Origin of the sequence: Actinomyces radicidentis (assembly GCF_001553565.1) — a bacterium.
Classification (GTDB): Bacteria; Actinomycetota; Actinomycetes; order Actinomycetales; family Actinomycetaceae; genus Actinomyces; species Actinomyces radicidentis.
This window is the reverse complement of sequence record NZ_CP014228.1, coordinates 3006244-3025897: the sequence shown is the minus strand read 5'-3', so window position 1 is coordinate 3025897 and position 19654 is coordinate 3006244. Positions and strand designations below refer to the sequence as shown.

Sequence of the window (19654 nt, the reverse complement as noted above, 5' to 3'; positions counted from 1 at the left end):
GCTCGTCCGGTCCAGGAGAAACTGAACACAGCCTCTGCTCATTCAGAGCCTCTGAGCCCCGTTCGTCTAGCGGCCCAGGACACCGCCTCTCACGGCGGCAGCGCCGGTTCAAATCCGGCACGGGGTACCACCACCAGGAGCCCGACCGCGCCAGCGGTCGGGCTCTTCTCGTTCCCCGCTGCGGGCCTGCCCCACCCGCGCTCGCGCCCAGCGGAGCCGCGGCGCCGCGGTCGGCCCCACTGGCTACACTGCCCGCGTGACGAACTTCCCCACGCTCAAGGCCCCCGGTCCGATCCCCGACGGCGCGATGCGCATCACCCCGCTGGGTGGCCTCGGCGAGGTCGGGCGCAACATGACCGTCTTCGAGGTCGACGGCAAGCTCCTCGTCGTCGACTGCGGCGTCCTCTTCCCCGAGGAGGACCAGCCCGGCGTCGACCTCATCCTCCCGGACTTCTCCTCCATCGAGGACCGCATCGACGACGTCGTCGGCCTCGTCCTCACCCACGGGCACGAGGACCACATCGGCGGCGTCCCCTACCTCCTGCGACTGCGCGACGACATCCCGATCGTCGGCTCCCAGCTCACTCTCGCCTTCGTCGAGGCCAAGCTCAAGGAGCACCGCATCCGCCCCAGCCTGCGCGTCGTCCGCGAGCACGAGCGCGTCTCCTACGGCCCCTTCGACCTCGAGTTCGTCGCCGTCAACCACTCCATCCCGGACGCGATGGCCTGCTTCATCCGCACCGCGGCCGGCAAGGCGCTCATCACGGGCGACTTCAAGATCGACTCCCTGCCGATCGACGGCCGCATCACCGACCTGCGCTCCTTCGCGCGCTTCGCCGACGAGGGCGTCGACCTCTTCCTCGTCGACTCCACCAACGCCGAGGTCCCCGGCATGATCGGCCACGAGGCCCAGATCGGCCCCGTCCTCGACAACGTCTTCGCCGAGTCCGACCAGCAGATCATCGTCGCGTCGTTCTCGAGCCACGTGCACCGCGTCCAGCAGGTCCTCGACGCCGCCGCCCTCCACGGCCGCAAGGTCGCCCTCGTCGGCCGCTCCATGGTCCGCAACATGGGCATCGCCGCCGAGCGCGGCTACCTCAAGGTCCCCGACGGCGTCCTCATCGACGCCCGCGACGTCAACTCCGTCCCCGACGACGAGCGCGTCCTCATGGTGACCGGCTCCCAGGGCGAGCCGATGGCCGCCCTGTCCCGCATGGCCCACGGCGAGCACCGCTCCGTCACGGTCGAGCCGGGGGACACCGTCATCTTCGCCTCCTCCCTCATCCCGGGCAACGAGAACAGCGTCTACCGCGTCATCAACCAGCTCATGCGCCTCGGCGCCCGCGTCGTCCACCAGGGCAACGCCAAGGTCCACGTCTCCGGGCACGCCTCCTCCGAGGAGCTCCTCCACGTCTACAACATCGTGGCCCCTGAGAACGTCATGCCGATCCACGGCGAGATCCGCCACCTCGTCGCCAACGGGGCGCTGGCCGTCAAGACCGGCGTCAACCCGAAGAACGTCGTTCTCGCCGAGGACGGCGTCGTCGTCGACCTCGTCGACGGCCGCGCCCGCATCGCCGGCGCCGTGCCCTGCGGCTACGTCTACGTCGACGGCTCCTCCGTCGGCGAGATCGACGAGACCGAGCTCAAGGACCGCCGCATCCTCTCCGAGGAGGGCTTCATCTCCGTCTACGCCGTCGTCGAGACCAAGACCGGCACGATCCTCGCCGGCCCGGACATCCAGGCCCGCGGCGTCGCCGAGGACGACGAGGTGCTCGGCGAGATCCTCCCCGACGTCACCAAGGCCCTCCAGGAGGCCCTCGACAAGGGCAACCAGGACGCCCACTCCCTCCAGCAGGTCATGCGCCGCACCGTCGGACGCTTCGTCGGCCGCCGCCTCAAGCGCCGCCCGATGATCGTCCCGGTGGTCATCGAGGCCTGAGGGACCGCGCGATGACCCGTCGGCCGGCCTGCTTCATCTCCACCGGGTCCGTCCTCATGGACCTGCCGCTGCGCGTGGGCCGCGTGCCCCAGCCCGGCGGCGCCGTCACGGCCGTCTCCTCCGGGCCGACCGTCGGCGGCGGCTACACGGTGGTCTCCGCGGTCGCCCGCCAGGGGCAGGCCGCGGCGCTCGCCGCGACGCTCGGCACCGGCCCGAACTCCCGTCAGGTCCGCGACCAGATGGCGCTCGACGGCGTCCAGGTCCTCGTCGAGGAGCTCGTCGGCGACATCGGCACCTGCACGACCCTCATCGAGCCCTCGGGCCGACGCACCTTCATCACCACCCAGGGCGTCGAGGCCGAGCCCCAGCTCGAGGACCTCGAGAGCCTCGACCTCCTGGAGGGGGACTGGGTCTACGCCACCGGCTACGACCTCGTCCACCCGGCCAGCCGCGCCATCATCCCGGACTGGCTGCTCTCGCTGCCCGAGGGCGTCGGCCTCGTCATCGACCTCGGCCCCGTGCAGACCGAGGTCCAGGACGACGTCCTCTCCGCGATCCTGCGCCGGACGACGCTCCTGACCGGGAACCATCTCGAGATCACGCAGCTCCACGCCCGGCTCGGCAGCCCCGTCGCCCTGCGCGAGGCCTGCCCGGACGCGCTCATCGTGCGCCGCACCGGCGTCCACGGCTGCGTGCTCTGGCTCGCGACCGGCGAGCGGATCGAGGTGCCCGGCTTCGCCCGCGGCGTCGTCGACACGACGGGCGCGGGGGACACCCACACCGGCGTCCTCGTCGCCGGCCTCATGGAGGGGCTCGACCCCGTCACCGCGGCGCGGCGCGCGAACGCCGCCGCCGCCGAGGCCGTCTCCCGTCTCGGGCCCGCCCGCGCACCGCGCCGCGACGAGATCGACGCGCTCCTCACCCAGGACGCCGGCCCCCGGGACTGATCCCGCACCGCCTCGCGCGCAGCGACCGGCGCGCATGGTTCCTTGTGCCATGGGCGGCGGCGGGCCGGCGCCAGCCCTCGCGGGCCGCCCGACCGGGACGGGGGAGCGCTCCTCCAGGGAGCCCCGAACGCCGCTCGGGACCCTGAGGCGTGGCCCACGCCGCCCGCGCTTTCCGGCGTGGCGCCGCGGGTTCGGCAGGGTCTGGCCGGTAGCGTCGAAGACATCATGCCCAACCGTCGTACCTCCACCAGCACCCGCACCCAGGGCTCCTCCCGGTCACGATCCGGCGGGTCCCAGGGCGGCCGCGCCCCGCGCGGCGCCGACGTCGTCGAGACGCCCCGCGGCGGTCGCTACCGGCGCACCGGCTGGGCCTTCGTCCTCCTCGCCCTCGCCGTCGTCACCGGACTGCGCGAGTGGTTCGGGGTCTCCGGCGCCGCCGGCGCCCTGCTCCACCACCTCGCCGCCGGCCCCGTCGGCGTCCTCGGCGTCCTCGTGCCGCTCCTCCTCGCCGCGGCCGGCGTCCTCATGCTGCGCGTCCACGAGGCCGACGGCGTCCACGCCCGCATCACGGTCGGCAGCCTCGGCGTCCTCGCAGGGGTCACGGGCATCATCCAGGTCGTCGAGGGCAACCCGGCCTTCGGCGACGGCATCGACGTCCTCGAACGCGCCGGCGGCCTGCTCGGCTGGGTCATCGGCTACCCGCTCGCCGCGCTCTTCAGCCCGGTCGGCGCCGTCATCCTCTTCGTCCTCCTCATCGTCTTCTCCGTCATCGTCATCTCCGGGCGGACCGTCGCCGACATGCGCGACTCCCTCGCCGAGCGGCGCGAGCGCGCCGACGCCGAGGCCGGGCGCGAGCCGGGGGAGCCCGGCGACACCCTCGCGACCCGCCTCCTCGGGCGCGCCCGCCAGATCGGCGGCCGCGACGCGGACTGGGACGAGGAGTCCGGCATCGACTCCTACGACGGCGACGAGGCCTTCCGCTCCGCCATCGAGACCGACGAGCGCCCGCGCGGCAACGGTCGCCGCCGTCGCTCGACCACCCCCTCCTACGACACCTCGGACATGTCCGCCGTCGACGCCGAGCTCGCCGGCGAGGGCGACGACTCCGCCACCACCGTCCTCGAGCCCGCCTCCTCCAGGCGCGGCCGGGGCCGCGGCTCGCGCCGTCCCAGCGCGGACGAGGTCGACATCCCGATCGGCCCCGACGGCAACGAGCTCGCCACCGAGCAGCTCTCCCTCGACGACCCGATGGCAGTCGACGAGTCCCTGTCCGCCTCGGCCCCCGACGAGGAGCTCGAGCCGCCGGCCGTGCGCCCGCGCAAGTCCTCCAAGCAGGGCAGGCGAGGCGCCACGACGCCGCTCGCCGAGGACGAGCGCCCCGTCCCGCCGACCGAGCCCGACGCCGTCACCGAGGAGACCCCGGCCCTCGACGCCGGGCCCGACCTCGACGACGAGATCGCCATGCGCGCGATGGAGCTGCCCGACGGCTCCAGCTACTCCCTGCCTCCCGAGAACCTCCTCGAGCCCGGCCCCGGCCACGCCACCCGCACCGAGGCCAACGACGCGATCGTCGACAAGCTCCAGGACGTCTTCACCGAGTTCAACGTCGACGCCACCGTCACCGGCTACACGCGCGGCCCGCAGGTCACCCGCTACGAGGTCCACCTGGGCCGCGGCGTCAACGTCTCGCGCGTGACGAGCCAGGAGAAGAACATCGCCTACGCGGTGGGCTCCGACGAGATCCGCCTCCTCACCCCGATCCCCGGCAAGAGCGCCATCGGCGTCGAGATCCCGAACTCCGACCGCGAGATGGTCAAGCTCGGCGACGTCCTGCGGTCCGGCGCCGCCAAGAAGCAGACGCACCCGCTGGTGGTGGGCCTGGGCAAGAACGTCGAGGGCGACTACGTCGTCACCAACCTCGCCAAGACCCCGCACATGCTCGTCGCCGGTCAGACCGGTTCCGGTAAGTCCTCCTTCGTCAACTCCATGATCACCTCGATCATGATGCGGGCGACGCCGGAGGAGGTCCGCATGGTCCTCGTCGACCCCAAGCGCGTCGAGCTCACCATCTACGAGGGCATCCCGCACCTCATCACGCCCATCATCACGAGTCCCAAGAAGGCCGCCGAGGCCCTCGAGTGGGTCGTGCGCGAGATGGACGCCCGCTACGACGACCTCGCCTCCTTCGGCTTCAAGCACATCGACGACTTCAACAAGGCCGTGCGCGCGGGTGAGGTCCAGCCCCTCGAGGGCTCCCAGCGGGTCCTCGCCCCGTACCCCTACCTCCTGGTGGTCGTCGACGAGCTCGCCGACCTCATGATGACGGCCCCCAAGGACGTCGAGGCCTCCATCCAGCGCATCACGCAGCTGGCCCGCGCCGCCGGCATCCACCTGGTCCTGGCCACCCAGCGGCCGGTCGCGCAGGTGGTCACCGGACTCATCAAGTCCAACGTCCCCTCGCGCCTCGCCTTCGCCACGGCCTCGCAGCTCGACTCCCGCGTCATCCTCGACCAGAACGGCGCCGAGACCCTCACCGGCCAGGGCGACGCCCTCTACCTCGGCCCCGGCGCCTCCGCCCCGGTCCGCGTCCAGGGCTCGTGGGTCACCGAGTCCGAGATCCGCCAGGTCGTCGCCCACGTCAAGGGCCAGCTCGAGCCCGAGTACCGCGAGGACGTCATCGTCCCCGAGGTCAAGAAGCAGATCGACGAGGAGATCGGCGACGACATGGACCTGCTCCTGCAGGCCGCCGAGCTCATCATCTCCAGCCAGTTCGGCTCCACCTCGATGCTCCAGCGCAAGCTCCGCGTCGGCTTCGCCAAGGCGGGACGTCTCATGGACCTGCTCGAGACCCGTGAGGTCGTCGGCCCCTCCGAGGGCTCCAAGGCCCGTGAGGTCCTCGTCCAGCCCGAGCAGCTCGAGGAGACCCTCGCCTGGATCAAGGGCGACGGCGCGGCCCCCGGCTCCGCCTCCTCGGCGGGCACGCCCGAGGACGCCGCCGCGCCGGCCGCCGCCGTCACCGACCGCTACGCGACCGACCCGCTCGAGGCCGACCGCGGGATCCCGGAGTCGGAGTCCTGGGAGGACCTCGACGCCGAGGAGGACTCCGAGGACGCCTGGAGCCTCACCGGTCGCGGCGCCTCCTGGTGAGCGCCCTCCGCTGAGGCCCTCCCCGGCGACGCGGTCGCGCGCCGGCGCCGCGGCTCAGCGGGCCGTGGCGCTCGCCGTCGCGGACGCCGTGGCCGTCGCGCCCGCGGTGGTCGACGGGGTGCCCGTGGCCTCGGGGCGCGCGGAGGCTGTCGCGTTCGCCGCGTCCTCCGGGTCCTCGTAGGCGACGACCTTCGGGGCGTCGCCCGTCGTCTTCGGAGCGTCGGCGTCGTAGGTGCTCTGGTCCATGACGCTCATGAGCGTGTCCCAGCGCCGCTCGATCGTCGCTTCCGTGAGCTCGAGGCCGTCCGGCTCATCGCCGTCGTGGAGGGCCGTGAGGTCGCGGACGATGCTGCCGGCCGTCGTGTCCATCGTGAAGGGGTGCCAGTGCAGGCCCGTCACGGAGACGGCGCCCTCGGCGTCGACGGCGACGTCGGCCCACACGAAGGTGCCGACGGTGGACAGGGTCCCCTGGACGCTCTCGGACTGGGCGGAGATGTAGTTGCCGGCGCAGTGCGAGACCCACATCCCCTGCCCGTTGGGCCCTCCGTCGAGGTGCTCGTCGGTCTGGGGCACGTGAGGGTGGCCGTCGAGGAGGAGGTCGACCTGGCCGCCGTCGGCGATCGCCCGGGCGAAGTCCTCCTGCTCGGCGGTCGGCTCGTCGGTGTACTCGGTGCCCAGGTGCGCCTGGACGACGACGACGTCGGCCCCCGCCCGCCGCGTGGCGCGGGCCTGCTCGGTGATGCGCTCGGCGTCGTTGATCTCGACGTTGTCGCCCGTGTACGGCTGGGCGTCGGTGAAGCCGTTGAGGTTGTAGGTCGAGGCGATCTGGGCGACGGTGATGGTCCGGCCCGAGCGCTCCAGGTCGTAGAGCTGGTAGCCCTGCTCGGCGCCCTGCGCGCTGCGGTAGGTGCCGGCGTGGCCGAGTCCGGCGGCGTCGAAGGCGTCGAGGGTGGCGTCGAGCCCGGCCATGCCGCGGTCGAGGGAGTGGTTGGACGCCGTCGTGCACCCGTCCCAGCCGACCTCCTTGAGCGCCGGGACGACGCCGGCCGGGGAGCCGAAGACGGGGTAGGAGGAGTAGACGCCGTCGGGCGAGACGGGCACCTCCATGCCGCACAGGGCGAGGTCGACGCCCTGCACCCACGGGTTCTCGGCCGCCACCATCGAGGAGATGTCGCCGTCGCCGCCGGGAGTCTTCTTGTAGACGGAGTCGTGCATGAGGACGTCGCCCGCGTAGCCGATCGTGAGGGTGACCGGGGCGCCGGGGGCGACGCTCGTCTCGGCGGTGCCGTCGTCGGTGGCGCTGGGCGTGGCCGTCGGGCCGGCCGTGGCCGTAGCGGCCTCGGTCATCGCCCCGGAGGCGGCGGACGACCCGGTGGCGACCGCGGCCGCCACCCCGTCGTCACGACCCATGAGGGCGGCGACCCCGGTACCGGCGCCCACGGTGACGACGAAGGCGGCGCCGAGGGCGATGAATCGGGTCCGGCGCCGGCGCGCCGCGCGCCTGCGGAGCTCGACCCGGCTCGCGGCCTGGCGGTGCGAGGTCGGGCGGTCCGGGCGGCGGTGCCTGGGATCGTGCGGGGGGCGGGGGGAACCGGCGCTCATGCCGGGCAATCTAACGTGGCAGGCGGTCGCAGGAGCCCGGGGGGCACGAGTCGGGCGCGTCACCGTGACGGCACCGTTAGGTGTACTGATCGGGGAGGTTGGTCAACCTCGTGATCGGTGGGAGGGCGCCGGTGGCGGTGTGGGGGCGGTGGTGATTGTAGAAGTGGGTCCATGCCGGCAGTGCGGCGCGGCGCTCGGCCTCACTGGCGTAGTGGCGGGCGTAGGCCCACCCATCAGCCAGGGTCCTGTGGTACCGCTCGATCTTCCCGTTGGTCTGAGGCCGGTAGGGCCTGGTGTAGCGGGCCTTGACCCCCAGGCGCTCGCAGGCCTGGGTCCAGGCCCGTGACCTGTAGGCGGCCCCATTGTCGGACAGCACCCGCTGAACGACCACCCCGCGGGCGGCGAACCACGCCACCGCCCGCTGCAGGACACCCACGGCGGTGGCAGCCTTCTCGTCGTCGTGGACCTCGGAGTAGACCACGCGCGAGTGGTCATCGAGCACGGAGTGGACGTAGGCCCACCCCAGACGAGGCTGACCGTGCCTGCGCCTGGCGCCGTCGGTGGTCTGGCGGTTGTGGTCACCCTGGGTGCGTCCCACGTACCTCCAGCCACCGCCGTCGGGGATGTTGCCGACCTTCTTGACGTCGACGTGGACCAGGGAACCGGGGCTCTCGTGCTCGTAGCGGCGTACGACCTGCCCGGTGGCGCGGTCGAGGTAGGAGAGGCGGTTCAGCCTGGCCGTGTTGAGGATGCGGTGCACCGTCGAGGGTGCGATGCCGGTGCGGGCGGCGAGCTGGACGGGGCCCTCCCGCAGGCGGCTGCGCAGGCTGACCACCCGGCGTACCACGGCGTTGGGGGTGCGGTTGGGGCTGGAGTGGGGGCGGCTGGAGCGGTCGGTCATCGCCTCCCCGGCGCGGTAGCGGTCCACCCAGCGTTTGACGGTGGGCCATGAGCATTGGAATCGGGCGGCGACCTCGCTGATGGGGTAGCCCTCCTCAACGACAAGGCGGGCCACCCGCTGCCGGGCGTGTGGGGTCAGGGCTGCGTTAGCGTGGGACATTAGGAGAGCACCTCTCGTACTGCTCGGTGAGACTGTCGCAAGCCCCACCCTGCCAGCACCCGGTGCTCTCCTCACCTCACACGAGCCGATCGCAGTCCTTCAACCAACCTCCCCGATCAGTACAGTTAGGCTTGCCGGGATGAACGCAGTGTCCGACACCCGCCCCGACCCGGTCCCCGACGGCGGGAGCGCCCCCGGGGCCCCCGAGCAGGAGGCGCCGCTGCTCAACATCGCGAACGCGCTGACGGTCCTGCGCCTCGTCCTCGTGCCCGTCTTCATCGGGCTCATGCTGCGCGACGGCGATCCCGCGCGCCTGGCCGCCGCGCTCGTCTTCATCGTGGCCGCCATCACCGACCGCCTCGACGGACAGCTCGCGCGATCGCGCAACCTCATCACGAGCTTCGGCAAGATCGCCGACCCCATCGCCGACAAGGCGCTCACGCTGTCCGCGTTCATCCTCCTGTCGGTCGCCGGACGGCTGTGGTGGTGGGTCACCATCGTCATCCTCGTGCGCGAGCTCGACATCACGCTCCTGCGCTTCGTCATGCTGCGCCGGGCCGTCATGGCGGCCTCCCGCGGTGGGAAGCTCAAGACGGTCCTCCAGATCTCCGGCCTGGTCCTCATGCTCATCCCGTGGACGATGTTCCTGCCCGGCGCCGTCGGCACGGCACTGACCTGGCTCGGCTGGGCCGTCATCGGCGCGGCCCTCGTCGTCACGGTCGTCACCGGCGTCGACTACTGCCTGCAGGCGCGACGCATCGCGCGCGAGAACCGCTGAGGAGACACGCATGGCCGAGCAGAGCCCGCAGGCGGAGGCCCAGGAGGTCCCCGCCGCCTCGACCCAGGTCGACGCCGCCCGCTTCCTCCTGTCCGCCGCCGAGGAGCGCGGCCTCACCCTCGCCGTCGCCGAGTCCCTCACGGGTGGCGAGGTCTGTTCCACGCTCGTGAGCGTCCCGGGCGCCTCGGCCGTCGTCGTCGGGGGAGTGGTCGCCTACGCGACCCGCGTCAAGGCGGAGGTCCTCGGCGTCGACGCCGCCCGCCTCGAGCGCACCGGGCCCGTGGACGGCGAGGTCGCGCGCGCGATGGCCCAGGGCGTCGCCCGTCTGCTCGGCGCCGACCTCGGCCTGGCGACCACCGGCGTCGCCGGCCCCGGACCGGCCGACGGCCACCCGGCCGGCACCGTGCACGTCGCCGTGGCCTCCCCGTGGGGGACCGTCGAGCGCGAGCTGCACCTCGAGGGTGACCGCGAGGCGGTGCGCGAGGCCACGACGACGGCGGTCGTGGCCCTCGCCGTCGCCGTCCTCGACGCAGCCTCGGCGCGCTGACCCGGTGCGGGGTGCTCGACGCGCCGGTCTGCGGGAGCGGCGGCGGACCCGGTGACCGGCCCGCGCCCACCTCACGATCCGGCCACGGTGGGCGGGCTCAGCGCCCGTGATGGGGCGGTTCCAAGGTTCCTCCCAGACTTCCGGGTGAGGATCACCTCACGTGATCGGACGGAGACGACCGATCGCGGGAATGAATCCTCGTAGTGAATGGTTGTGGCGAACGATGAACAACGCGACTCACCCCCGCACCACCCGCCCCGCACGTCCGGCGAACCGGACCCCGATGCGCCAGGCATCCGCGGAGGGGTACCGTGCGACCGTGGACACCACGACCAAGCCCGAGAACGTCCTCCTGCGCCGCGAGATCGGCGAGGTGCTCCGTTCCGTCCGTCAGCACCAGGGTCGGACGCTCCGCGAGGTCTCCTCGCAGGCCCGCGTCTCCCTGGGCTACCTCTCCGAGGTCGAGCGGGGCCAGAAGGAGGCCTCCTCCGAGCTCCTCGCCTCGATCTGCCAGGCCCTCGACGCGCCGCTCTCCGCGGTCCTGCGCGAGGTCTCCGACCGCATCGCCCTCACCGAGGGTGTCACCGTCCCGGACACCGTCCCGGACGAGCTGGTCCGTCAGCAGCGCATGCCGCAGCGCTGACGCGCACCGGCCACCAGGCTCCGGCCCCGGCTCCGCGACGTGCGGGCCGGGGCCTTTGCTTTCCCGGACGGATCGGGGCACCCTCGCCCCGAGGGCGCGCGGCGCGCCCCGGCGGCTGCGGACCCAGCCGCGAGGAGCCGAGCAGAGGAGGGGCGCCGTGAAGCACTCGGAGTTCTGGAGCGCCGTCGACACCGTCTTCGGCTCCGGCTACGGCCGCTCCCTCACCCAGGACCTCGTCCTGCCCGGCATCGGGATGACGAGCGTCGACGCGCTCGAGGCCGGCGTCGCGCCCCGCGACGTCTGGGGCGCCCTGTGCGACGAGACCGACCGCTCCGACGCCGACCGCTGGGTCTTCCGCGACGACACCCGTCGGCGCCGCTGACTCCGTGTCGTTGAGGGCTGCCGGTCCTCGCGCCGGCGCCCGTGGCGGGCCCGCGAGCCCGGGTGAACCGCCGACGGGGACCGCCGATCGACCGGCCGGGACACGCCGTGAGCCGATTGGGCGTCGAACAGGTGTTCGGATACAGTGCTCCACGGACGACGCTCCTGCGCCCCCTCCTCCACAGGGGCGCAAGGGACTCGAGTTCGTGTCGGTGGTCCGGCATAGCGTCGTCCGCGAGCCCCGGAGAGGGGACCTCGCCGACAGGACCAGTCCATCCGTCGCGGCCGAGAGCCGCCCGAGCACCGAGGTAGACACATGCCCGCAGCCAGCCAGACCCAGGACCGCTCCAAGGCCCTGGCCACCGCCCTCGCCCAGATCGACAAGTCCTTCGGCAAGGGCTCCGTCATGCGTCTGGGCGACGACACCCGCCCGCCGGTTTCCGTCATCCCCACCGGGTCGACGGCGCTCGACGTCGCCCTCGGCATCGGCGGTCTGCCCCGCGGCCGCGTCGTGGAGATCTACGGCCCCGAGTCCTCCGGTAAGACCACCGTCGCCCTGCACGCCGTCGCCAACGCCCAGAAGGCCGGCGGCAACGCGGCCTTCATCGACGCCGAGCACGCCCTCGACCCGGTCTACGCCAAGGCCCTCGGCGTGGACACGGACAACCTCCTCGTCTCCCAGCCGGACACCGGCGAGCAGGCTCTCGAGATCGCGGACATGCTCATCCGCTCCGGCGGCCTCGACATCATCGTCATCGACTCCGTCGCGGCCCTCGTGCCCAAGGCGGAGATCGAGGGCGAGATGGGCGACTCCCACGTCGGCCTCCAGGCCCGCCTCATGAGCCAGGCCCTGCGCAAGATCACCGGCGCCCTGTCCGCCACCGGCACCACCGCCATCTTCATCAACCAGCTCCGCGAGAAGATCGGCGTCTTCTTCGGCAGCCCCGAGACCACCACCGGCGGCAAGGCCCTCAAGTTCTACGCCTCGGTGCGCATCGACGTCCGCCGCATCCAGACCCTCAAGGACGGGGACCAGCCCGTCGGCAACCGCACCCGCGCCAAGGTCGTCAAGAACAAGATGGCCCCGCCCTTCAAGCAGGCCGAGTTCGACATCCTCTACGGCCAGGGCATCTCCCGCGAGGGCGGCCTGCTCGACCTCGGCGTCGAGAACGGCATCGTCCGCAAGTCCGGCGCCTGGTTCACCTACGGCACGGATCAGCTCGGCCAGGGCAAGGAGAACTCCCGCCAGTTCCTCAAGGACAACCCCGAGCTGGCCGACGAGATCGAGAACAAGATCCTCGCCGCCCTCGGCATCGGCGAGCCCGGCCGCAAGGCCCGCGAGGAGGCGGAGGCCGCGGAGGCCGAGGCCGCCGCGAAGGCGAACAAGGCCGCCTCCGGCGCCTCCGACGGCGCGGCCACCGGCGCCCTCAAGGCGGCCAAGGGCCGCAAGAAGGCCGGTGACGAGGAGATCGACGCCGCCTTCGGCGAGGAGGCCGGCGGCTTCTGATGCCCTGGCTCACGCCCGACGAGCACCAGGCCGAGGTCGAGGCGGCGAGGGACATCGTCCTGCGCCGCCTCGACCGGTCGGCGGCGCCGCGCGCCGCCCTCGCCGAGCTCCTCGCCCGCAAGGAGGTCGACCCCCGCGTCGCCGAGGAGGTCCTCGACCGCCTCGAGTCCGCGGGCCTCATCGATGACGCCGCCTACGCCGCCGTCGTCGCCCGGACCCGCTTCGCCGAGAAGGGCGCCGCCCGCCGGGCCATCGCCGACGAGCTGCGCCGCAAGGGGCTGGGGGAGGCCGCCATCGCCTCCGCGCTCGACCAGATCGACGCCGAGGACGAGGACGCCGCCGCCCTCGCCCTCGCCAGGAAGAAGCTCGCCTCGACGCGGCGGCTCGACCCGCTCGTCCGCAAGCGCCGCACCGCCGCGATGCTCGGCCGCAAGGGCTACTCCAGCGGCGTCGCCATGCGCGCCATCGAGCGCGCCCTCGCCGAGGAGCGAGGCGAGGAGGCCGACGGCGCCTGAGGGACCGCCTCGGCCGGTGGCACCACGGCGCCGCGGCGCGCAGGAGCCGAGCCCCGGGCAGCCCTCAGAAGCCCGGCGGGGGCGCTGCGCCCGGCCTAGGCTTCTCCCATGAGTGAGCTCAACGGAGAGTCGGCCCTTCCCACCACGCCGTCGCACGTCTCAGCGGAGCCGCCCGCCTCCGAGGAGGCGCCGAGTCGGCCCCCGTCGCCCGAGCAGGACGAGCACGTCGACCTCGCAGCCCTCGCCGCACGCGCCGGCATCGCCGCCGAGCACGTCATCCCCTACGGCCGCGACGTCGCCAAGATCGACCTCACCGCCCTCGACGGGCCGCCTCCCACCGGGGAGCCCGCCCACTACGTCGTCATCACCGCGATGACCCCCACCTCCTTCGGCGAGGGCAAGTCCACCGTCGCCATCGGCCTCGCCCAGGGCCTCGCCGTGCGCGGCGAACGCCCCCTGCTCACCCTGCGCCAGTCCGCCATGGGCCCCACCTTCGGCATCAAGGGCGGCGCCGGCGGCTCCGGTCGCGCCCGGATCCTGCCCGCGGAGCGCATGAACCTCCACCTCACCGGCGACTTCCACGCGATCACCGCCGCCCACAACCTCCTCGCCGCCGTCCTCGACAACCACCTCCACCACGGCAACGCCCTGCGCATCGACGAGCGCACCATCACCTGGCCCCGCGTGCTCGACGTCAACGACCGCGCTCTGCGGCACGTCATCATCGGGCTGGGCGGCGCCACCGACGGCGTCACCCGGCAGTCCACCTTCGACATCACCCCGGCCAGCGAGGTCATGGTCATCATGTCGCTCGCCACCTCCCTCGCCGACCTCCGCGCCCGCCTCGGGCGCATCGTCGTCGCCCGCGACCTCGACGGCCGGTGGGTCACCGCCGAGGACCTCCGGGCCGCCGGTGCCATGGCGGCCGTCCTTCGGGACGCCCTCGAGCCCAACCTCCTGCGCACCGGGGAGGGTGCCCCGGCCCTCATCCACACGGGCCCCTTCGGCAACATCGCCACCGGCTGCTCCTCCGTCATCGCCGACCTCGTCGCCGCCCGGGGGCTCGCCGGCGGCACCGGCGGCACCGCCGATCCCGACACGCCCCGCTCCGACGCCGACGGGCGCGCGACCGGGCCCGGCTACGTCCTCACCGAGGCGGGCTTCGGCGCCGACATGGGACTCGAGCGCTTCTTCGACCTCAAGTGCGGCGTCTCCGGCATGCGCCCCGAGGCGGCCGTCCTCGTCGTCACCGTCCGCGCCCTCAAGGCCCACTCCGGCCGCTACCGCGTCGTCTCCGGCAAGGACCTGCCCGCCGGGATGCTCGAGGAGAACCTCGACGACGTCCGCGCCGGCGCCGGCAACATGCTCCGGCACCTCGAGATCGTGCGCGGCTTCGGCCTCGAGCCCGTCGTCGCCGTTAACGTCTTCCCCACGGACCACGATTCCGAGGTCGCCGAGGTCGAGCGCATCGCCCGCGCGGCCGGTGCCAAGGTCGCCGCCGTCCGCCCCGTCACCGACGGTGGCCCCGGCTGCACCGGGCTCGCCGACGCCGTCGTCGCCGCCTGCACCGGGGTGCGGCGGGGCAGCGGCTCCCCGTCGGCGGTGGGGCGCCCCCTCTACGAGCCCGAGGACGACCTGCGCACCAAGATCGGGAAGGTGGCCGCGATGTACGGCGCCGACGGCGTCGACTACGCGCCCGCCGCCGCCCGCTTCCTCGACCGGCTCGAGGCCGACGGCTACGGCGGCCTCGCCGTCGTGGTGGCCAAGACGCCGCTGTCGCTGTCCGCCGACCCCGCCCTCAAGGGCGTGCCCACCGGCTGGCGGCTGCCCGTGAGGGAGGTGCGCCTGGCCGCCGGAGCCGGGTACGTCTACGCGGTCTGCGGGTCCATCTCGACGATGCCCGGCCTGCCGAGCCGCCCGGCCGCCGAGCGCATCGACGTCGACGTCGACACCGGCGAGATCCTCAACCTGCGCTGAGAGCCCGGAGCTCTGTGAGGGACGCCGCGCCCGACCGGCGGAACCCCGCGTGACCCGGGACTGAGGTCCCAATACGATGGCGCCATGACTCGCAAGAACGCCATCGCCCTCACGACCGCCGGCCTCACCGCCGCCGGCGCCGCGCTCGCCCTGGCGTCGCGCCCCGCCCACCGCCACGTGCCCGCCGTGTCCTCCGAGTTCGGCGGCACCCGGCCCCCGCGCGTCGTCATCGTCGGCGGCGGCTACGTCGGCTTCTGCACGGCCCGCGCCCTGCGCGCCCGCCTCGACACCGACGAGGTCGAGATCGCCGTCGTCGACCCGCGGCCCTACATGACCTACCAGCCCTTCCTGCCCGAGGTCGCCGCCGGCTCCATCGACCCGCGCCACGTCATCGCCTCGCACCGCCGCAACCTCGAGGGCGTCACCGTCCTCACCGGCTCCGTCACCGGCATCGACCACGCCGCGCGCACCCTCACCATCACGCCGCCCGTCCCCGAGTCCACGCACGAGGTCCCCGAGCCCTACGAGCTCAGCTACGACCACATCGTCCTCGCCCTCGGCGCCGAGGCCCGTACCCTGCCGATCCCGGGACTGGCCGAGCAGGCCATGGGCTTCAAGAACGTCGAGGAGGCCCTCGCCCTGCGCAACCGCGTCCTCACCCGCATCGAGGACGCGGCCTCCACCTGGGACGCCGAGCGCCGTCGCCGCCTCCTCACCTTCGTCTTCGTCGGAGGCGGCTTCGCCGGCGTCGAGGCCATCGCCGAGCTCGAGGACATGGCCCGCGCCGAGGTCACCAGGATGCCCTCGGTCGACCAGGAGGACGTCCGCTTCATCCTCGTTGAGGGCTCGCGCCGCATCCTGCCCGAGCTCACCGAGGAGCTCTCCGGCTACGGCCTCGAGCAGCTGCGCGAGCGCGGCATCGACGTCCGCCTCAACACCTTCCTCAACTCCTGCGTCGACGGGCACGTCGTCCTCTCCGACGGCACCGAGCTCGACGCCGACACCATCGTGTGGACCGCCGGCGTCAAGGCTGCCCCCGTCCTCGCCGACTCCGACCTGCCCATCGAGGGCCGCGGCCGCGTCACCACGCTCGCCACCCTCCAGGTCGCCCGCGACGGCGAGGTCGTCGAGAACGCCTGGGCCGCCGGCGACAACGCCGCCGTCCCGGACCTCACGAGCGAGGACGCCGACGCCACCTGCGCCCCGACCGCCCAGCACGCCGTGCGCCAGGCGAAGGTCCTCGCCGACAACCTCGCCGCCGTCCTCACCGCCGACGGCGCCGCCCCGGCGCTGACGAGCTACGAGCACGAGAACATGGGGACGGTCGCCTCCCTCGGCATCTCCAAGGGCGTCGCCCACATCATGGGCGTCAACCTGCGCGGCTTCGCCGCCTGGACCGCGCACCGCGGCTACCACGTCTACGCGATGCCGACACTCGAGCGGAAGACCCGCATCATGATGGACTGGTTCGCGGCCGTCGTCTTCGGCCGCGACCTCGCCTCCTTCGGATCGGTCGCCGAGCCCGGCGCCGCCTTCGCCAAGGCCGCCAGCAACGACGCCCGCCTCGCCGAGCGCCACCGCGCCGCGCAGCAGGGCTGAGCGGACCGGTTCCTCACGGTCGACGGGGCTCCCTCGGCGCTGCCGCGGGAGCCCCGTCGCGTCGTCCCGGGGAGCCGACGGGGTCCTCCCCGTCGCAGGGCGGGAATCAGTGAGGGGAGCGCGACGGAATGCGCGTCGCCCGCGGTGGGCGAGGCGGGCGGCGCCGTCGCCCCGCAGGGGCGCGATCGCGCGATCCGCGGCGGCGTCGCACCGCCCTCGCGTTGTCCCGTCATCCCCCGGGACTATCGTCCTCCGCGAGCAGTCCCGGGACCCGGAGGATGGGCCCCGGAGCTTTCACGGAACCTACCGTGACAAGACGTCGCAGCCGCGGAGGAACGATGCCACTCACGATGCCAGTCCGCACCAGGCAGGACCTGACGGGACAGCACATCGTCGTCGTCGGAGGAGGCATGACCGGGCACCGGTTCGCCTCCCGACTCATCGAGCAGGACCCCGAGGGCGCCTGGTCCCTCACCGTCATCGGGGACGAGCCCGAGCGCCCCTACGACCGCGTCCACCTCTCCGAGTGGTTCGAGCACCGCGACCCGGCCGCCCTCGAGATGGACCCCACCGTCTGGGACGACCCGCGCCTCACGCTCGTGACCGGCGACGCCGCCGAGACCCTCGACCGCGAGAACCAGCAGATCACCCTCGCCTCCGGGCGCCAGGTCGGCTACGACCGCCTCGTCCTCGCCACCGGCTCCTGGGCCTGGGCGCCGCGCGCCGAGGGCAAGGACCTGCCGGGCTCGTTCTCCTACCGCACCCTCGCCGACGTCGAGGCCATCGCCGAGTGGGTCGAGCTGCGCGGCAAGGTCCTCGGCCGCCCCGTGCGCGGCATGGTCGTGGGCGGCGGCGTCCTCGGCCTCGAGGCCGCCGCGGCCCTGAGGGACCTCGGCGCCGAGACCACCGTCGTCGAGTTCGCCGACCGTCTCATGAGCGTGCAGCTCGACCAGGGCGGCGGCGAGGTCCTGCGCCGCCTCATCGAGGGCATGGGGATCGAGGTGCGCACCGGCGTCGGCGCCACCCGCTTCACGCCCGCCGGCGACGGCGCCATCGGCCGCGCCCACCTCTCCGACGACTCCGAGCTGCCCATCGACGTCGTCATCTTCTCCACCGGCATCCGCCCCCGGGACCGCCTCGCCCGCGAGGCCGGCCTGGCCATCGCCGAGCGCGGCGGCGTCGTCGTCGGCGACACCTGTCACACCTCCGACCCGCTCGTGTGGGCCATCGGCGAGTGCGCCTCCTACGAGGGCCGCTGCGCCGGCCTCATCGCGCCCGGCAACGACATGGCGGGCACGGTCGTCGCCCGCTGGCTCGGCTCGTCCCGCGTCCACAAGCCCTCCGACGCCTCCACCAAGCTCAAGGGCGTGGGCGTCGATGCCGCGGCCTTCGGCGACGTCAACGCCGTCGCCCCCGGCGCCCTCGAGGTCACCTTCGTCGACCCGGTCCACAACCTCTACCGCAAGCTCGTCGTCTCCGACGACGCCAAGACCCTCCTGGGCGGCGTCTTCGTCGGCGACATCGACCTCTACCCGCAGCTGCGCCCGCTCCTCGGCCGCCCGCTCGGCGCCGACCCCTCGGCCCTCATCGCCCCGGAGGGCGCCGGCGCGGTCGACCTCGAGGCCCCCGACGACGCCGTCATCTGCTCCTGCAACAACGTCACCGCCGGCACCATCCGCGAGGCCATCGCGGGCGGCGCCCACACCGTCGGCGACATCAAGGCCACGACGAAGGCCGGCACCGTCTGCGGCTCCTGCGTCACCAGCGTCACCAAGACCCTCAACACCGAGCTCACCAAGGCCGGCATCGAGGTCTCCTCCGCGCTGTGCGAGCACTTCGAGATGACCCGCTCCGAGCTCTACAAGACGATCCGCGACGAGGGCCTCACCGCCTTCTCCGAGATCATCGCCAAGCACGGCAAGGGCCGCGGCTGCGCCATCTGCCGCCCGACCATCGCCTCCGTGCTCGCCACCCTCGGCCGCGGACACGTCCTCGATGGCGAGACCGGCTCCCTGCAGGACACCAACGACCACGTCATGGCGAACCTGCAGAAGAACGGCACCTACTCCGTCATCCCGCGCATGCCCGGCGGCGAGGTCCTGCCCGAGCAGCTCATCGAGATCGGCAGGGTGGCGCAGGAGTACGGCCTGTACCTGCGCGTCACCGGCGGCCAGCGCCTCGCGCTCTTCGGCGCCCGCCTCGACCAGCTCCCCGAGATCTGGAAGCGGCTCATCGCCGTCGGACTCGAGTCCGGCCAGGGCTACGGCAAGTCCCTGCGCACGGTCAAGACCTGCGTGGGACGCACCTGGTGCCGCTACGGCGTTCAGGACTCCACCTCGATGGCCGTGCGCCTCGAGATGCGCTACCGCGGCCTGCGCAGCCCCCACAAGTTCAAGTTCGGCGTCTCCGGTTGCGCGCGCGAGTGCGCGGAGGCCCAGGGCAAGGACATCGGCGTCATCGCGACGAACAAGGGCTGGAACCTCTACGTCGGCGGCAACGGCGGCATGACCCCCGCCCACGCTCAGCTCCTCGCCTCCGACCTCGACGACGAGACCCTCGTGCGCTACATCGACCGCTTCGTCATGTACTACATCCAGGAGGCCGACCGCCTGCAGCGCACGGCCCGCTGGGTCGAGGAGTACCCCGGCGGCATGGACGCCCTGCGGGAGGTCATCGTCAACGACTCCCTGGGACTGGCCGAGGGCTTCGAGAAGCAGATGGACGAGCACGTCGTCAACTACTCCGACGAGTGGGCCGACACCCTCGCCGACCCGGAGAAGCTCTCCCGCTTCGTCGCCTACGTCAACGCCCCCGGCCTGGCCGACCCCGACCTCGCCTTCGCCCCCGAGCGCGGGCAGGTCCGCCCCGCCCAGGACGGCGACGCCGCGGTCGACCACGACCTGCGCCGCGCCCGCGCCCTCGGCCTCGCCGACGGCTCCTACCCCGCCCCTGGACGCCCCGACGTGCGCGTCCCCGCCCCCGCGCTCGCCGGCGCCCAGGAGGACTGAG

14 protein-coding genes and 1 tRNA gene are annotated in these 19654 nt (G+C 73.1%); 13 read left to right on the top strand and 2 right to left on the bottom strand.

What is annotated here, in order from left to right; genetic code table 11:
* The first annotated feature begins 55 nt into the window (after nt 1-55).
* From AXF14_RS12795 to AXF14_RS12780, 4 genes are all read left to right on the top strand, one after another.
* A tRNA-OTHER gene (locus tag AXF14_RS12795) sits at nt 56-130 on the top strand.
* A 177-nt stretch (nt 131-307) separates the two neighbouring features.
* Nucleotides 308-1942: a ribonuclease J gene (locus tag AXF14_RS12790; RefSeq protein WP_067944464.1), complete on the top strand. Its 1635-nt coding sequence runs from the start codon at nt 308-310 to the stop codon at nt 1940-1942.
* Between the two features lie 11 nt (nt 1943-1953).
* Nucleotides 1954-2889: a PfkB family carbohydrate kinase gene (locus AXF14_RS12785; protein ID WP_067943757.1), complete on the top strand. Its 936-nt coding sequence runs from the start codon at nt 1954-1956 to the stop codon at nt 2887-2889.
* A 225-nt stretch (nt 2890-3114) separates the two neighbouring features.
* Complete coding sequence (locus tag AXF14_RS12780; protein WP_067943756.1) at nt 3115-6036, top strand: FtsK/SpoIIIE family DNA translocase; 2922 nt, start codon at nt 3115-3117, stop codon at nt 6034-6036.
* Between the two features lie 54 nt (nt 6037-6090).
* On the opposite strand, the gene AXF14_RS12775 is transcribed toward AXF14_RS12780, so the two are convergent.
* Together AXF14_RS12775 and AXF14_RS12770 are read right to left on the bottom strand one after the other, a co-directional pair.
* Entirely contained in the window at nt 6091-7638 is a 1548-nt protein-coding gene (locus AXF14_RS12775; protein WP_067943755.1) for a CapA family protein, read from the bottom strand.
* A 76-nt stretch (nt 7639-7714) separates the two neighbouring features.
* Entirely contained in the window at nt 7715-8698 is a 984-nt protein-coding gene (locus AXF14_RS12770; protein WP_067943754.1) for an IS481 family transposase, read from the bottom strand.
* A 139-nt stretch (nt 8699-8837) separates the two neighbouring features.
* On the opposite strand from AXF14_RS12770, the gene pgsA reads away from it, so the two are divergent.
* The 9 genes from pgsA (at nt 8838) to nirB (ending at nt 19653) form a co-directional block, all read left to right on the top strand.
* On the top strand, nt 8838-9476 hold the full coding sequence (pgsA, locus tag AXF14_RS12765; protein ID WP_067943753.1) for a CDP-diacylglycerol--glycerol-3-phosphate 3-phosphatidyltransferase: 639 nt from the start codon (nt 8838-8840) through the stop codon (nt 9474-9476).
* Between the two features lie 10 nt (nt 9477-9486).
* On the top strand, nt 9487-10023 hold the full coding sequence (locus AXF14_RS12760) for a CinA family protein (RefSeq protein WP_067943752.1): 537 nt from the start codon (nt 9487-9489) through the stop codon (nt 10021-10023).
* A gap of 223 nt (nt 10024-10246) precedes the next feature.
* Nucleotides 10247-10666 carry a helix-turn-helix domain-containing protein gene (locus AXF14_RS12755; protein WP_211260100.1) on the top strand — a complete coding sequence of 140 codons (420 nt, stop codon included), beginning with the start codon at nt 10247-10249 and terminating at the stop codon, nt 10664-10666.
* 157 nt (nt 10667-10823) lie between these two features.
* A complete protein-coding gene (locus tag AXF14_RS12750) occupies nt 10824-11048 on the top strand; it encodes a DUF3046 domain-containing protein (RefSeq protein WP_067943750.1) in 225 nt (74 codons plus the stop codon).
* A gap of 315 nt (nt 11049-11363) precedes the next feature.
* Nucleotides 11364-12554, top strand: a complete 1191-nt coding sequence (gene recA, locus AXF14_RS12745; RefSeq protein ID WP_067943749.1) for a recombinase RecA — start codon at nt 11364-11366, stop codon at nt 12552-12554.
* Nucleotides 12554-13069, top strand: a complete 516-nt coding sequence (locus AXF14_RS12740) for a regulatory protein RecX (RefSeq protein ID WP_067943747.1) — start codon at nt 12554-12556, stop codon at nt 13067-13069. Before recA ends, AXF14_RS12740 begins: the two co-directional genes overlap by 1 nt.
* Before the next feature lie 108 nt (nt 13070-13177).
* The gene (locus AXF14_RS12735) at nt 13178-15046 is read left to right on the top strand and encodes a formate--tetrahydrofolate ligase (protein ID WP_084355582.1); all 1869 of its coding nucleotides are present in this window, start codon (nt 13178-13180) and stop codon (nt 15044-15046) included.
* A gap of 84 nt (nt 15047-15130) precedes the next feature.
* A complete protein-coding gene (locus AXF14_RS12730; RefSeq protein ID WP_067943745.1) occupies nt 15131-16645 on the top strand; it encodes an NAD(P)/FAD-dependent oxidoreductase in 1515 nt (504 codons plus the stop codon).
* 128 nt (nt 16646-16773) lie between these two features.
* Nucleotides 16774-19653: a nitrite reductase large subunit NirB gene (gene nirB, locus AXF14_RS12725; RefSeq protein WP_335338917.1), complete on the top strand. Its 2880-nt coding sequence runs from the start codon at nt 16774-16776 to the stop codon at nt 19651-19653.
* Nucleotide 19654: the final 1 nt, after the last annotated feature.